The sequence below is a fragment of the Microbacterium hibisci genome (genome assembly GCF_015278255.1).
GTDB lineage: Bacteria > Actinomycetota > Actinomycetes > Actinomycetales > Microbacteriaceae > Microbacterium > Microbacterium hibisci.
The window spans coordinates 17,193-31,918 of record NZ_JADIJC010000009.1 but is presented as its reverse complement, the minus strand read 5'-3'; the positions used below and the strand labels follow the sequence as shown (position 1 = coordinate 31,918).

The window sequence follows — 14,726 nt, the reverse complement described above, 5'->3', positions numbered from 1 at the left end:
CGAGCGAGGAGAAGTGGTGCCCCCACAGGGGCTCGAACCCTGGACCCACGGATTAACCTGCTGCACTGAGTTTCCCCAGCCACCGTCTCCGGCTTGCAGTCTGGACTATATCTTCACCTTCGGCCGGGCCGGTCAGGTGCGCCGCGTGTAGTCTCTGAGGTTCCCTTGCGGTTACCTGCTGATTACCCAATCCCTCGGATTGTCACTGCCGGTGTCGTCTGACACTGGCGAGTACCTCGGGCTCTCAGGGCGTCCCAGCATATAGCGGCGGTCATCCGACGCATTTCTGCGCCGGCGCTCCATTTGTTGTCTTGAAGTCCGTTGCTCTAACCAACTGAGCTATAGGGGCGTCTCCCACCCTAGCAATGCCTGCCGTGTGGTCGGGGCGTCGGTGCGCGGAGTCAGCCGTTGCCGTTGCCGCGGCCGTTTCCGCTGTTGCCGCCGCCGTTGCCGTTGCCATTGCCGTTGTTGTTGCCGGGGCCGCTGTTGTCGCTGCCGCCGCCCGTGTCCGCGGGCGGCGCCTGCTCGGCGGGCGCCTGCTCGGCGGGCGCCTGCTCGACCGGCTGCTCCGCCGGAGCCTCTTCGACGGGGGCGTCCTCGGCTGGCGCGGGTACCGCCGGCTCCTCGACGGGCGTCGTCGGCACCGGCTCGGGTTCGGCCGTCCAGCTGTTCGCCAGCCAGAGGGTCCCGAGCGCGAGGGCAAGCGCGAGGAGCGCCGCGATCACGATGCCGATGACCAGCGCACGCCGCGAGGGACGACGCTCGTCGTCCGAGAGCGTCGGCACGACCGGCGCGGCAGCGGTCGACACGACCGATGCCGCCGGACCAACGGCTGACCGGCGTGCGTCTCGGCGCAGCGCGCCGTGGCGCGCCCGCCCGGCCAAGCCCGGTGAGAGCGACTCGGACGGCGCGACGGGCGGTGAGAACACCTGCGTGGGGCCGGTGCCGGGCGTTGCCGCCGGCGCTTCGGCGCTTGACGGCAGCGCTTCGGGTGCGGCCGGCGATGCCTTCTCGGGCGTGACGACCGCCGCCGCCGTCATCGCGACGGGTGCCGTCGCCGGGTCGGCCTTCTCGCGCGCGAGGGCGTTCTCCATCGCGGCCAGCCGCGACGCCGCCGACACCACGTCGAGCGCGGTCGGCCGGTCGTCCGGCCGGATCGCCGTCATGCCCCGCAGCAGCCCCTGCCACGCCGGGTGCAGCGACTCCGGGATCCGGGGCCCCGCCGACAGGCGCGCGACGACCGTGCCGATGCCTTCCGCATCCCCGAAGGGCCGCTCACCGGTGAGCGCCTCGATCAGCAGCAGGCCGAAAGCGTAGATGTCGGCGGGCGGCGCCGGCACCGCCCCCCGTGCCTGCTCGGGCGCGACATACGCCATCGTGCCGACGATCACGCCCGGGGTGGTGACCCGCGCCGAGTCCATGAGATACGCGATGCCGAAGTCCGCCAGCTTCGCGCGCCATTCCCACCCGGGTCGCGGTGACGGCCGCAGCAACACGTTGGAGGGCTTGATGTCTCGGTGCACGACGCCGTGGTCGTGCGCGACGTGCAGACCTTCGGCGATGTCGATCGCGATGGAGGCGACGACTCTCGGCTCGACGGGACCGTCGGCGATGAGGTCGCGCAGCGTGATGCCGTCGACGTGCTCCATCACCAGATAGCTGGTGTCGTCCGAGCCCACCCGGGCATCGAACACGGTGACGAGCGAATGGTGACTGAGCGAGGCGAGGAGCGTCGTCTCCGACAGCGCTCGCTCGACCGAGTCGATGCCGTCGGTGGGCTCGCGGAACACCTTCACCGCGACCGAGCGCTGCAGATGCGTGTCTTCGGCGCGATATACGCGGGCCATCCCGCCCTCGCCGATCCGCTCCTGCAGGACGTATCGATCGTCCAGAAGCTCGCCCGTCGAGAGTTCCCCCGACTCACGCAGGTCCGTCACTTGTCCTCCCGCCCAGGCCCCGCACCCCTCCGGCACGACTCCGGGCTAAACCCCACGTTAAGCACCGCACCCCCCGGCCGAGACCCGCTTGACGATCCCGCGGGACTGTGCAAGCACGCACGGCGAAGCCGCCGACGCCGCCCCCAGGCGTCGGCGGCCGCGCCGCCCCCCGAACGCCGGCCGAAGCCGGCGGCGGTCACTGTGCCGGAGGCATCAGCACCGCGTCGATGAGGTAGACGGTCGCGTTCGCGGTCTGCACCCCACCGCAGATCACGTTCGCGTCGTTCACCATCCACATGTCGCCCTCGCCGGTGACCTCGAGATCGGCGCCCTGCACCGTGGTGTGCATGCCGGCGATGTCTGCCGGCTCGATGCGACCGGGGACCACGTGGTACGTGAGGATCGAGGTCAGCGTCGCGGTGTCGGTCTTCAGCGACTCGACCGTGGCCGGATCGATCGCGGCGAAGGCGTCGTCGACCGGAGCGAAGACGGTGAACTCGTCGCCGTTCAGCGTGTCGACGAGGTCGACCTCCGGGTTGAGCTGCCCGCTGACCGCGGCGGTCAGCGTCGTCAGCATCGGGTTGTTCGAGGCGGCGACCGCGACGGGATCGGCCGACATCCCCTCGATGGAGCCGTCGCCGTCCGGCACGGCCTCGGCATAGGCGGCGCACCCCGGGCCGACGAGATCGGCGGCGGGGTCGGCCATCGGCTCCTCGGCCATCGGCTCCTCGGTCGCCTCCATGGGGGTCGAGGGCTCGGTCTCGGGCTCGGCCGTCGATCCGCCCATCGAACAGGCGGACAGCGCGAAGGTCGCCGCCACGGCGAGCGCCAGCCCTGCCGACACGCGCTTCCTGGTCATGCGGGACATGTCTTCCTCCTCACGGCGGTCGTGCGACCGCGTCTGGTTCCCCGGTGCGGGGAGTGCCGCAGGAGCGGCTGTACGGGTTGTTCGGAGGCGCCGCCGGATCGGATGGGGAATTCGTCGGCGGATGCCGCGACCCGGGCGTTCCCGTGGGCGGCAGGCGCGGCATCCGCTCCCGCATTCCGCGTGTCCTCACACTCGGCGGGCGCGCCCGCCCAATCCGAACGGGTCGGCGCCGCGAACAACCGGCGACGGAAGGGGAGGGTCGCATGGAGCTCGTCGTCATCGGTCTGCTGGGCGGACTCATCACCGGGATCTCGCCGTGCATCCTGCCCGTGCTGCCGGTCGTCTTCCTCACCGGCGGCGCGCAGTCCGCCCGCTTCGACGCGGACGGCACAGGGGGTCCCGCCCCCGCCTCGCGGTGGCGGCCGTACCTTGTGATCGCGGGACTCGTCACGAGCTTCACCCTCGTGACGCTGCTCGGCTCGCTGCTGCTGGGGGCGCTCGGACTGCCGCAGGACGTGCTGCGCTGGACCGGGATCGCGGTCCTCGTGCTGATCGGCGTGGGATTGCTCGTGCCCCGGTTCGAGCAGGTCCTCGAGAAGCCCTTCCAGAAGCTCGCTCGGCGCGCCGAGGTGCAGAACCGGGGGAGCGGCTTCGGCGTCGGGCTCGCGCTCGGCACCGTCTTCGTCCCGTGCGCGGGACCGGTGCTCGCGGCGATCATCGTCGCCGGGTCGACGGGGCGCATCGACGTCGGCACGGTGGTGCTCACGGTGTCATTCGCGATCGGGGTCGCGGTGCCGCTCCTCTTCTTCGCGCTGGCGGGGCGCGGTCTCGTCGAGCGCATCAGGGCTTTCCGCACGCGCGAGCGGGGACTCCGCATCGCCGCCGGCGTCGCGATGCTGGCGCTCGCCGTCGGCCTGGTCTTCAACGTGCCTCAGCTGCTGCAGCGGGCGGTGCCGGACTACACCGCGGGCGTGCAGCGTGAGCTCACCGACAACCCCGACGCGCGACGGGCGCTCGACCTCGGCGGGCTCGTGACCGACGAGAACAAGGACCTCGACCGCTGCACGAACGGCGCCCGCGAGCTCGAGTCGTGCGGGACGGCGCCGAGCATCCGGGGGATCGCGGAATGGCTGAACACCCCCGGCGGCGCGGCCGTCGATCTCGCGGATCTCCGGGGCCAGGTGGTCCTGGTCGATTTCTGGGCGTACTCCTGCATCAACTGCCAGCGCAGCATCCCGCACGTCGTCGCGTGGGACGCCGCCTACCGCGAGGCGGGGCTCCAGGTGATCGGCGTGCACTCTCCCGAGTACGCGTTCGAGAAGGATGCCGCGAACGTCGCGGCGGGCGCCCGCGACTTCGGCATCACCTACCCGGTCGCGCTCGACAACAGCCTCTCGACGTGGACCAATTACCGCAATCGCTACTGGCCCGCCCACTACCTGATCGATGCCGAGGGAACAGTGCGGCACATCGCCTTCGGCGAGGGGAACTACGCCGCGACGGAGAAGCTCATCCGCGAGCTGCTGCAGGCCGCGGACGCGACGGCCGAGCTGCCCGCGGCGACCGACGTCGCCGACGACACCCCTGACGGTCCGCGGACGCCAGAGACGTTCCTGGGCTCGGCGAAGGACGTGAACTACGGTGGCGGCGACGCCTATCGCTTCGGCGAGAGGGCGTACGACCTGCCTGCCGACCAGCCCGACGACTCGTTCGCACTCGATGGGGCGTGGCGCGTCGAGACACAGTACGCCACGCCCGCCGGCGACGGCGGTGGCGGCATCCGTCTCCGCTTCCAGGCCCAGGAGGTGCGCATGGTGCTCGCCGGCGAGGGCGAGGTGCGCGTCCAGGTGGACGGCGGGGCGGAGCGCACGGTGCGCGTCACGGGCACGCCGCGCTCCTACGCCGTGGCGGACGGGACGGATGCCGGAACCCGCGTCCTCGACGTCACCGTGTCGGCGGGGGTCGAAGTGTACTCCTTCACGTTCGGGTGACGCGGCTCGGAGTGACGGGGAGGTGCGTAGGGCATGCTGGTGGATGTGGTGATCGACGGAATCGACGTGCCGGAGGACGGCACCGAACCCGTCGACCGCGTGGGCGAGCTGCTGCTGCGCGTCGCGCAGGCGGATCAGGCGGCGTTCGCGCGCGTCTACGACCTGCTCTCGCCCCGCGTCTTCGGCCTCATCCTGCGCGTGCTCGTCGACCGCGCGCAGAGCGAAGAGGTGCTGCAGGAGGTCTTCCTCGAGGTGTGGCAATCCGCCGCGCGGTTCGCTCCGAACAGAGGGCAGGGGAGGTCGTGGGTGCTCACGATCGCGCATCGCCGGGCCGTCGACCGCGTGCGGTCGTCGCAGGCGAGCAGCGATCGCGATGTGCGGGCGGGCTTCCGCGACCTCGATGTCGCCCACGACGGAGTCGCAGAACAGGCCGAGCTGCGCATCGAGGGCCAGAGGGTCGCGACCGCACTGGCGGCGCTGCCCGACGTCCAGCGGGAGGCGCTGACCCTCGCGTATTACGGGGGATACAGTCAGAGCGAGATCGCGGCCCTGGTCGGCGCTCCGCTGGGCACGATCAAGACGAGGATGCGGGACGGGCTGTCCCGTCTGAGAGCCGAACTGGGGGTGACCGCGTGATGGACGAGAAGGAGTTCGCCGAGCTGGCAGCCGGCGCCGCGCTGAACGCGCTGTCGCCCGCAGACCGGCTCGCTTTCGATCGTGCGCGCCGCGAGCACCCGGAATGGGAGAGCCGGGTGATGACGGATGCCGCGACCGTCGCGGCGCTCGCCGACACCGTCTCCGACGCGCTGCCCCCTCTGAAGCTGCGCTCGACGCTGCTCTCGCGGGTCGCCACCACGCCCCAGCTGCCCGCGATGGACGCCGCCGTCGCCGCCGTCGCCGCCGCCGCGGCGCCCGTGGACCGGTGGACCTCGCCCGCCGAGTTCCCGACGCCTGACGCCGCGCCTGCGGACGCAGCGGAGGCCGACGCGACCGTGCTCGCCGACCCCGCAGCGGAGCCGGGCGCGGGTCCGACCGGCGCTGAGTTCGCCCCCATTGCGCCGCCGGCAGATGCCGCGACGGCCGGTTTCGAGCCTGATGATCTGCGTGAGCCGGTTGAGCCCGACGTCGACGCGACCCACGCCGAGCCGGTGGCCGACACCACGGTCCTGGACAGGACGGCGGGCGACCGGGGCGGGGCCGAGCCTCCGCTCACCACGACCACGCTGCAGGCGGTGTCTCGGCGCAACTGGACGCGCGGGATCCTCGCGCTGGCCGCGTCGATGGTGCTCCTGGTCGCACTCGGACTGGGCGCCGCCCTCATCAACGACTATCTCCATCGGCCGCCGGCGGTCGTCGCCCTCGACGAGATCGAATCGGCCCCCGACGCCCAGTCGGCGACGGTCGAGGTCGTCGACGGCGGCACGGCGACCGCGCACTGGTCGGAGTCCGTCGGCGAGGCGGTGCTCGTGTCGCAGGGTCTGCCGGCGCTCGCCGACGACCAGAGCTTCGAGACGTGGTTCGTGCGCGACGGTGCGGCCGTGTCGGCAGGCACGTTCGACGCCGAGGACGGCGCGGCGACGGTGCTCCTCGACGGCGCGGTCGAGCCCGGCGACGTGATCGCGGTGACGGTGGAGCCGCAGGGCGGCTCGCCCACCGGGGAGCCGACGTCCGACCCGATCGTCCAGATCCCCACGGCCTGACGTCGGAGGTCACCACCGCGCGGCCGGCCGCTCGGCGGACCGGCGGGCCCCCGCGCGGCCCCGTGCCCCGGCGCCCCGGCGCGACAACGGCGATGCCGGTAGCGTGAGGCCGTGGCATCCGTCCCGCAGACCGTCCAGACTCTCGCGCACCTCCGCCGTGCCCGCGACCTGATGGACCGCGACTACGCCGAGCCGCTCGACGTGCCCACGATGGCCGCGAAGGCCCTGATGTCGCCGGCCCACTTCTCGCGCGAGTTCAAGGCCGCGTACGGCGAGACGCCCTACGCGTACCTCATGACCCGGCGCATCGAGCGAGCCATGGCGCTGCTGCGCGAAGGCGCGACGGTGACGGATGCCTGCACCGCCGTCGGAGCGACCTCGCTGGGCTCGTTCAGCTCGACGTTCACCGAGATCGTGGGGGAGACGCCGAGCTCGTACCGGTCGCGGCCGCATGACGCGGCGGAGGCGATGCCGCTGTGCGTCGCGAAGATCCTCACGCGGCCCACTCGGTACGCCTGACGGCGGACGGTCCGACGGGCGGCGCGAGAGTGGGCTCCCAGCCGAGCAGGATCGGAGAAGCGGCCGTCTCGAAGTCGCCGTAGCGTGGCCGACATGACGAACATCTCGCTGGCGTACAGCCCCATCACCGTCGACGACGTCGACGCCGCCATCCCGTTCTACCGCGACGGCCTCGGCCTCGAGGTCGTGAACGACGTCTCGTACGACGGGCACCGGTGGGTGAGCTTCGGCTTCCCCGGTCAGCCCGGCCTTTCGCTCGTGGTGTCCGACCCGACTGCCGGCCGCTCTCCGGAGGACGGCGAGGCGCTGCAGCGCCTCGTCGTCAAGGGGTCGGGCCCGGGGCCCTACGTGTTCACGACCAGCGACCTCGACGCCACGTTCGAGAAGCTGCGCGCCTTCGGCGCCGAGGTGCTGCAGGAGCCCAAGGAGCAGGGCTGGGGCCCGCGCGACGCGGCGTTCCGCGACCCGGCGGGGAACCACATCCGAATCAACCAGGTCTGAGGGCGGCCCTCGATGTGCCTGCCGTGGGTGGCCGCGATGCAGCGCGAGCCCGTGCTCGTGTCGGCGGGTAGCCTGGACGGAATGAGCGATTCGTCCAGGGAGTTCCACAAGCCCGTCCGCCGCCCGGCGGAGCTCTTCGACCGCCTGTTCTCGGCCGAGGATCCGGCCGAGGTCTCCCGCGTCGCCCACACGACGGCGCACGCGCTGCTGGCGCGCGTGCGCGCCGACCCCGACGGCGTGATCGTCGACCGGCTTGTGGCGTTCACCGACGAGCACGGCATCGACGACATCGCCGAGCTGTGGTCGCGGTCGCCGGCCAAGACCCTGCCGGGCGCGCTGTGGCGGCTCTACCTCGTGCAGCTCATGATCCACGACGACCCGCGCACGGCCGCGCTCCTCTACGAGCGCGGGCGCGCCGAGCTCGCATCGGTCGACGACGTGGTGGCCGGGGCCCCGTCGCCCGCCGGACCGGAGGAGCTCGTGGCGCTCGTCGACACGATCCTGCGCGGCCTGTTCGAGGGCGACTTCGCCGTGGCACTCGACCGCGCAGCGGCGTTCTGTCGCGTGCAGGCCGCGGGCGCGACGCACGTCGCCGACGACTACGAGCCCACCGAGCCCGAGCGCGCGTCCGCCTTCACCACGCGGGCGCTGCGCCTGTCGGACTACGCGGCCGACCTCTCGGCCTGCGCCGCCCTGTGGCGCCGCGACGCCCTCACCTGAGGCATCCGTCTCCGTCCGGCCAAGTCCGCTTGACACACCGCGAGAATCCATCTGGAGGACGAGACCGCGGGTATCGACCAGCGTCTCGTCCTCCAGATGGATTCTCGCGGTAGCTCGGGTGCGACTCGCGGGGAGGGGACGGGGCCGCGCGCGGCCGGGCCGACGGGGCCCGGGCATGAAAGTGCCGGGCCGCAGAAACGCCTCTCGGCGCGGCGCCGCTCGAAGCGGCAAATGTTGGAGCCCGGGGTTACTGCGGCCCGGCCGATACAGTCTAACCGAGTCGGGCGGGCGGGCATTCCCGACCGCCTAAGCTCGGGGCATGGCCTGGCGTTTCGCGCTCGTGATCGAGCCCGCGGCATCCGATGATCCCCGCTCCGACTTCGCAGACACGTTCCGCGTCATCGATCCGTCGGCGCCCGCCCTCAGCGTGGGCGAGCTCAGCACCCAGCGCGGGGACGGGATCTTCGAGTCGATCGGCGTCGTGGACGGCCACCCTCAGGAGACGCAGGCGCACCTGGAGCGGCTCGCCCACTCCGCCGAGATCTGCGACCTCCCGGCACCGAACCTCGAGCAGTGGCGCGAAGCCATCCGGATCGCCGCGCAGCACGCCCCGGCCACGGGCGAGGGCGTCATCAAGCTCATCCTCAGCCGCGGCGTGGAGCACGGCCCGGCGCCGACCGCGTGGGTCACGGCCGCAGCCGCCGCCGACAACACGGCGGTGCGCGAGCGCGGCATCCGCGTCGTGACGCTCGACCGCGGCTACGGGATCGACACGCCTGCCACCGCGCCCTGGCTGCTGCTGGGTGCGAAGACGCTGTCGTACGCGGTCAACATGGCCGCCATCCGCGAAGCCAAGCGCCGCGGCGCCGACGACGCCATCTTCGTCACCTCCGACGGGTTCGTGCTGGAGGCGCCCACCGCCTCGCTCATCCTGCGGATGGACGGCCGCTTCGTGACCCCCGCCCCCAACGGGGGCATCCTCCACGGCACGACGCAGCTCAGCCTGTTCGCGCACTTGGAGGAGCAGGGGCTCCCGACCGAGTACGCGACGATCCCGACGAGCGCGCTGGCGGAAGCGGATGCCGCGTGGCTGGTGTCGAGCGTCCGCCTGGCGGCGCCCATCACGGCCATCGACGGCGTCGAGGTCGGCGCGGACGCCGAGCTGACGGCATCCTTCAATCGGTATCTGCTCAGTCCCCGGGACTGAGCCGCCCGCGAACGACGAAGCCCCCGCCGAACGGCGAGGGCTTCGTGACGCAGAGGCTTATCCGAACCGGCCCGAGACGTAGTCCTCGGTGGCCTGGACCGACGGGGTCGTGAAGATCGTCTTGGTCTCGTTGTACTCGATGAGCTTGCCGGGCTTGCCCGTGCCCGCGATGTTGAAGAACGCCGTCTTGTCGCTCACGCGCGAGGCCTGCTGCATGTTGTGCGTGACGATCACGACCGTGTAGTCGTTCTTGAGCTCGCCGATCAGCTCCTCGATCGCGTAGGTCGAGATGGGGTCGAGGGCCGAGCACGGCTCGTCCATGAGGATGACCTCGGGCGAGACCGCGATGGCGCGGGCGATGCAGAGGCGCTGCTGCTGACCGCCGGAGAGACCCGAACCGGGCTTGTCGAGGCGGTCCTTCACCTCGTTCCACAGGTTGGCGCCACGCAGCGACTTCTCGACGAGCGCATCCGAGTCGGACTTCGACAGCTTCTTGTTGTTGAGCTTCACGCCCGCCAGGACGTTCTCCTTGATCGACATCGTGGGGAACGGGTTGGGGCGCTGGAACACCATGCCCACCTGGCGCCGCACGAGCACCGGGTCGACGTTGGCTCCGTAGAGGTCGTTGCCGTCGAGCAGCACCTCGCCCTCGACGCGGGCGCCCGGGATGACCTCGTGCATGCGGTTGAGGGTGCGGAGGAACGTCGACTTGCCGCAGCCGGACGGGCCGATGAACGCGGTGACGCTGCGCGGCTCGATGTCGAGCGAGACGCCCTCGACGGCCAGGAAGTCGCTGTAGTAGACGTTGAGGTCGTTGACTTCGATGCTCTTGGACATGGTTCTTGTCAGTGCTTTCGGGTAAGTGGGATGCTCAGCGGCCGAGCTTCGGCGAGAAGACCTTCGCGACGACGCGCGCGATGAGGTTGAGGAGCATCACGATGACGATGAGGACGAGGGCGCACGCCCACGCACGGTCGATGTAGGCCTGGGCCGGGATGCCCTGGTTCATGTACTGCGAGTAGGCCATGACCGGGAGCGTCATCATGCGGCCGTCGAACAGGTTGTAGTTCATCGACGTGGCCACGCCGGCGGTGAGCAGCAGCGGGGCGGTCTCGCCGATGACGCGCGAGATCGACAGCATGACGCCCGTCGTGATGCCCGCGACGGACGTCGGGAGGACGACCTTGCCGATCGTGCGCCACTTCGGAACGCCCAGCGCGTACGACGCCTCGCGCAGCTCGTTCGGGACGAGCCGCAGCATCTCCTCCGTCGAGCGGACGACGACCGGGATCATCAGCACCGAGAGCGCCACCGATCCCATGATGCCCATGCGGATGCCGGGGGTGAGGAAGAGTGCGAACAGCGCGTAGGCGAACAGACCGGCGACGATCGACGGGATGCCGGTCATGACGTCCACGAGGAACGTGATGGCGCGGCTCAGGCGGCCGTCGCGGCCGTACTCGACGAGGTAGATCGCGGTGAAGATGCCGATCGGGATGGAGATGATCGCCGCGGCCAGCGTGATCAGCAGCGTTCCGACGATCGCGTGGAGGGCGCCGCCGCCCTCGCCCACGACGTTGCGCATCGACGACGAGAAGAACTCGGCGGAAAGGCCCGCGACGCCGTTGACGACGACGGTGATCGCGACCGAGACCAGCGGCACCATCGCGATGAGGAAGGCGATCGTGACGATGCCGGTGACCAGACGGTCGACGCCCTTGCGGCGGCCTTCGACGAGCGACGAGACGGTGAAGATGAGCGCGAGATACACCAGGGCCGACACGACGGCCCAGCCGGCGAGGTTGAAGCCGTCGCCGGACCCCATCGCCAGCACGGCGAAGGCCACGGCGCTGACCGCCAGGCTGCCGGCCAGGATGGCCCAGACCGACCAGGCGGGGAGATGGCCGCTGGTCAGTCGCGGGGTCTCGGTGACCGGCGCCTGCTGCGGCGTCTGCGGGGGAGCGGTCGTCACGGTCATGTCAGTTCGCTCCCGAGAATTCCTTGCGGCGGCTGACGATCCATCGGGCGATGGCGTTGACCGCAAAGGTGACGATGAAGAGGATGAGGCCCGTTGCGATGAGGACGTTGACGTTCACGCCGTACGCCTCGGGGAAGGTGAGGGCGATGTTGGCGGGGATCGTGCCGGGGTTCTCAGAGGTGAAGAGCTGGAAGGTCACGACGTTCGCGACTGAGAGCACCATGGCAACGGCCATCGTCTCGCCGAGCGCGCGGCCGAGGCCCAGCATCGACGCCGACACGATGCCGCTGCGGCCGAAGGGGAAGACCGCCATGCGGATCATCTCCCAGCGGGTCGCGCCGAGCGCGAGGGCGGCCTCTTCGTGGAGGACCGGGGTCTGCAGGAAGATCTCACGGCAGATGGCCGTGATGATCGGCACGACCATGACGGCGAGGACGATGGCCGCGGTGAAGATGGTGCGGCCGGTACTGGAGACCGTGCCGGCGAAGAGCGGGAACCAGCCCATGTTGGCGTTGAGCCACGCGTAGACGGGCTGCACGGCGGGGGCGAGCACCATGATGCCCCACAGGCCGAAGACGACCGACGGCACCGCGGCCAGCAGGTCGACGATGTAGCCGAGACCCTGCGCGAGGCGGCGCGGCGCGTAGTGCGAGATGAAGAGCGCCACGGCCACCGCGAGCGGTACGGCCATGAGCAGCGCGAGGAACGATGCCCAGACGGTGCCGAACGCGAGCGGCCACACGTACTCCCAGAAGTTCCCCGACAGGATGCTGGCGGTGTCGCTGGTCGCCGTCATGCCCGGGATCGACTGGATGATGAGGAAGATCGCGACGGCGGCGAGCGTGACGAGGATCATCACGCCGGCTCCGAGCGCGGTGCCCGAGAACCAGCGGTCGCCCGGCCGCTGCTTGACCTTGCCCGCTGGGGCGGCGGTCGTCGTGGTCATGGTGTCCTTCTGGTTCGGGTATCAGGGGTGATCCCCGGCTCGGTCCGAAGACCGAGCCGGGGATCGGAGAATCACTCGACGACGATCAGGTCGATCGCCGCGTTGACCTGCTCGCGCAGGGTGTCGGAGATCGGCGCGTTGCCGGCAGCGGCGGCTGCGGCGTCCTGGCCCTCGGCGCTGGCGACGTACTGCAGGTAGCCCTTGACGATCGGGGCGACGGCAGCGTCGGCGTACTCCTGGCACGCGATCATGTAGCTCACGAGGACGATCGGGTAGACGCCGGCCTCTTCCGAGGTGCGCTGCAGCTCGATCGCGAGGTCGCCCTCACTGCGGCCGTCCTCGAGGGGCGAGGCGTCGACGATGGCCGCGGCCGCCTCCGGCGAGTACTCGACGAACTCGTCGCCGACCTGGATGGCGGCGGTCGACAGGCCCTCCTCGGCGGCGCGCGACGCGTCGGCGTAGCCGATGGTGCCGTTGCCGCCCGAGACGGCCGAGACGACACCCGAGGTGCCCTGTGCGGCCTCACCGCTGGAGAGCGGCCACACGCCGTCGGGTTCGCTCGTCCAGACGTCACCGGCGGCCTGGTAGAGGTAGTCGGTGAAGTTCTCGGTGGTGCCCGAGTCGTCGGCGCGGTGCACCGGCGTGACGGCCAGGTCGGGGAGCGTGGCGTCGGGGTTCAGCGCCGCGATCGCCGGGTCGTTCCAGTTCGTGATGGTGCCCGCGAACAGGCCCGCGGTGGTCGCCGCGTCGAGGTTGAGCGCGTCCACGCCCTCGACGTTGAAGATGATCGCGATCGGCGAGATGTAGGTCGGCAGCTCGATGATGTCGGTGCCCTCGACGCAGGCGTCGAACGGACCGGCCTCGATCTCCTCGATCTTGAAGGCACGGTCGGAGCCCGCGAACGGGAAGGCGCCCGCCTGGAAAGACTCGCGGCCCGCGCCGGAGCCCGAGGGGTCGTACGTGATCGTCACGTCGGGGTTCGCGGTCTGGAAGCCGGCGGTCCAGGCCTGGACCGCGACCTCCTGCGACGAGGCGCCGCCGCCGGCGATCTCGCCGGAGAGGTCCGATGCCGCCGTGGTTTCGTCGGTGGTCGTGCCGCCGGCGGTCTCGTTCGCGGCGCAGCCGGCGAGGGCGAGGGCCGCGACAGCGGCGACAGCGCCCACCTGGGCGATGCGGGAGATCTTCACTGTGTGAATCCTTCACGTGTCAGGGAATCAGGCCGTGCAGGCCTTCGGGTGCGAACCCGGTGCGGGGCTCGTTCTGAAACGTAGGCTCGGACTCTTAAGAGACTGCGCTCTGCGGGTGAACGGAAGGTGAACGGGATGCCGACATCCATGCGCAGGCATTGACGTCGGCGCCCGCGCTACCGCGGAATCACGCGTCATCCTGCCCCGCCTGTTCACTCACGCGCGCTAAGGTGCCTCGCATGAGCAAGACGACGAAGACGCAGCGCAAGGCGCTCGACGCGATCGACGACGCGGCCGCCGCGGCCAAGCAGGCTCGGAAGGTCGCGAAGACCCTTCCGGGCAAGAACGCGAAGAAGCTGCGCGAGGTCGCCGCCGAGACGTTCGACGACGTCGACGTGTCGAAGAAGGCCCTTCGCAAGAACCCCGGCAAGATCGTCAAGCTCGCGCATCGCGCGGAGGAGCGCGTGCGCAAGGCGACTCGGACGGCGATCGCGAAGGCGGAGAAGAAGGCGCGGCTGCGGGCCGAGGCCGAGCGTGCGGCGGCGGAGGCGGCCAAGGCGGCGGAGGCCGCGAAGGCGCAGGCGGCCGAGGCGAAGGCCCTCAAGAAGGCGGCTGCGAAGGCCGACCGTGCGGCCGCGAAGGCGGAGCAGGAAGCGCTCGCGGCCGACCGTGCGCTCGCTCAGCAGTTCGCCGACGAAGACTCGACGACGGATGCCGCACCCCAGGCTGCGCGGGAGCCCGAGACGTCCGACCGGGCCGAGGCTCCTGCGTCCGCGAGGGCTGCTGCCCCGGCGAAGGCTCCGGCGTCCGCGAAGGCTGCCGCCCCCGCCAAGGCTCCGGCTTCCGCGCAGACTCGCGCGAAGACCGCCGCCCCTGCGAAGACCGCCACGCCCGCGAAGACCGCGGCCCCTGCGAAGAGCCCGGCGTCCACCAAGACCGCAGCGTCAGCGAAGGCCGCGGCCCCGGCGAACGCTGCCGCGCCCGCGAAGGCGCCTGCGTCGAGCGGCGGCTCCGCGTCGCGCCGTCGTCCGACGTCCGCCGTCGCCGCACCGGCGGAGCCCGCGCAGCTGCAGACGCTCACGGTGGCGCAGCTGCGCCAGCGGGCCCGCGCCGCGGGGCACGCGGGCTACTCACGTCTCGCCAAGGCCGATCTGATCGCGCTGCTGTCCTGA

General features: G+C 71.1%; 14 protein-coding genes. 8 read left to right on the top strand and 6 right to left on the bottom strand.

The features are described 5' to 3' along the window. Nucleotides 1-401: 401 nt before the first annotated feature. Together IM770_RS15145 and IM770_RS15140 are read right to left on the bottom strand one after the other, a co-directional pair. Nucleotides 402-1,937, bottom strand: coding sequence for a serine/threonine-protein kinase (locus IM770_RS15145; protein WP_203581993.1), 1,536 nt, complete (start codon nucleotides 1,935-1,937; stop codon nucleotides 402-404). Between the two features lie 196 nt (nucleotides 1,938-2,133). Beyond that, nucleotides 2,134-2,805: a fasciclin domain-containing protein gene (locus IM770_RS15140; RefSeq protein WP_203581992.1), complete on the bottom strand. Its 672-nt coding sequence runs from the start codon at nucleotides 2,803-2,805 to the stop codon at nucleotides 2,134-2,136. 263 nt (nucleotides 2,806-3,068) lie between these two features. Between IM770_RS15140 and IM770_RS15135 the strand changes: the two genes are divergently transcribed. The 7 genes from IM770_RS15135 (at nucleotide 3,069) to IM770_RS15105 (ending at nucleotide 9,443) form a co-directional block, all read left to right on the top strand. After that, on the top strand, nucleotides 3,069-4,796 hold the full coding sequence (locus IM770_RS15135; RefSeq protein WP_203581991.1) for a cytochrome c biogenesis protein DipZ: 1,728 nt from the start codon (nucleotides 3,069-3,071) through the stop codon (nucleotides 4,794-4,796). A gap of 33 nt (nucleotides 4,797-4,829) precedes the next feature. Continuing rightward, complete coding sequence (gene sigK, locus IM770_RS15130; protein ID WP_203581990.1) at nucleotides 4,830-5,432, top strand: ECF RNA polymerase sigma factor SigK; 603 nt, start codon at nucleotides 4,830-4,832, stop codon at nucleotides 5,430-5,432. Continuing rightward, nucleotides 5,432-6,496, top strand: a complete 1,065-nt coding sequence (locus IM770_RS15125; protein WP_239066318.1) for an anti-sigma factor — start codon at nucleotides 5,432-5,434, stop codon at nucleotides 6,494-6,496. Before sigK ends, IM770_RS15125 begins: the two co-directional genes overlap by 1 nt. A 171-nt stretch (nucleotides 6,497-6,667) precedes the next feature. Beyond that, entirely contained in the window at nucleotides 6,668-7,015 is a 348-nt protein-coding gene (locus IM770_RS15120; RefSeq protein ID WP_203582134.1) for a helix-turn-helix transcriptional regulator, read from the top strand. Nucleotides 7,016-7,108: 93 nt separating this feature from the next. Continuing rightward, on the top strand, nucleotides 7,109-7,516 hold the full coding sequence (locus IM770_RS15115; protein ID WP_109210359.1) for a VOC family protein: 408 nt from the start codon (nucleotides 7,109-7,111) through the stop codon (nucleotides 7,514-7,516). Nucleotides 7,517-7,597: 81 nt separating this feature from the next. After that, the gene (locus IM770_RS15110) at nucleotides 7,598-8,236 is read left to right on the top strand and encodes a response regulator transcription factor (protein ID WP_203581988.1); all 639 of its coding nucleotides are present in this window, start codon (nucleotides 7,598-7,600) and stop codon (nucleotides 8,234-8,236) included. A gap of 319 nt (nucleotides 8,237-8,555) precedes the next feature. Then, nucleotides 8,556-9,443, top strand: a complete 888-nt coding sequence (locus IM770_RS15105) for an aminodeoxychorismate lyase (protein ID WP_203581987.1) — start codon at nucleotides 8,556-8,558, stop codon at nucleotides 9,441-9,443. Between the two features lie 57 nt (nucleotides 9,444-9,500). Here IM770_RS15105 and pstB read toward each other — a convergent pair whose 3' ends face one another. The 4 genes from pstB to pstS all read right to left on the bottom strand — a co-directional run bounded on the left by pstB (nucleotide 9,501) and on the right by pstS (nucleotide 13,554). Next, a complete protein-coding gene (gene pstB, locus IM770_RS15100) occupies nucleotides 9,501-10,280 on the bottom strand; it encodes a phosphate ABC transporter ATP-binding protein PstB (protein ID WP_203581986.1) in 780 nt (259 codons plus the stop codon). Between the two features lie 34 nt (nucleotides 10,281-10,314). Further along, nucleotides 10,315-11,421 carry a phosphate ABC transporter permease PstA gene (gene pstA / locus IM770_RS15095; protein ID WP_203581985.1) on the bottom strand — a complete coding sequence of 369 codons (1,107 nt, stop codon included), beginning with the start codon at nucleotides 11,419-11,421 and terminating at the stop codon, nucleotides 10,315-10,317. Nucleotide 11,422: 1 nt separating this feature from the next. Further along, a complete protein-coding gene (gene pstC, locus IM770_RS15090) occupies nucleotides 11,423-12,367 on the bottom strand; it encodes a phosphate ABC transporter permease subunit PstC (protein WP_203581984.1) in 945 nt (314 codons plus the stop codon). Nucleotides 12,368-12,438: 71 nt separating this feature from the next. Beyond that, nucleotides 12,439-13,554, bottom strand: coding sequence for a phosphate ABC transporter substrate-binding protein PstS (pstS, locus tag IM770_RS15085; RefSeq protein ID WP_203581983.1), 1,116 nt, complete (start codon nucleotides 13,552-13,554; stop codon nucleotides 12,439-12,441). A 239-nt stretch (nucleotides 13,555-13,793) separates the two neighbouring features. Between pstS and IM770_RS15080 the strand changes: the two genes are divergently transcribed. Continuing rightward, the gene (locus IM770_RS15080) at nucleotides 13,794-14,726 is read left to right on the top strand and encodes a hypothetical protein (protein WP_203581982.1); all 933 of its coding nucleotides are present in this window, start codon (nucleotides 13,794-13,796) and stop codon (nucleotides 14,724-14,726) included.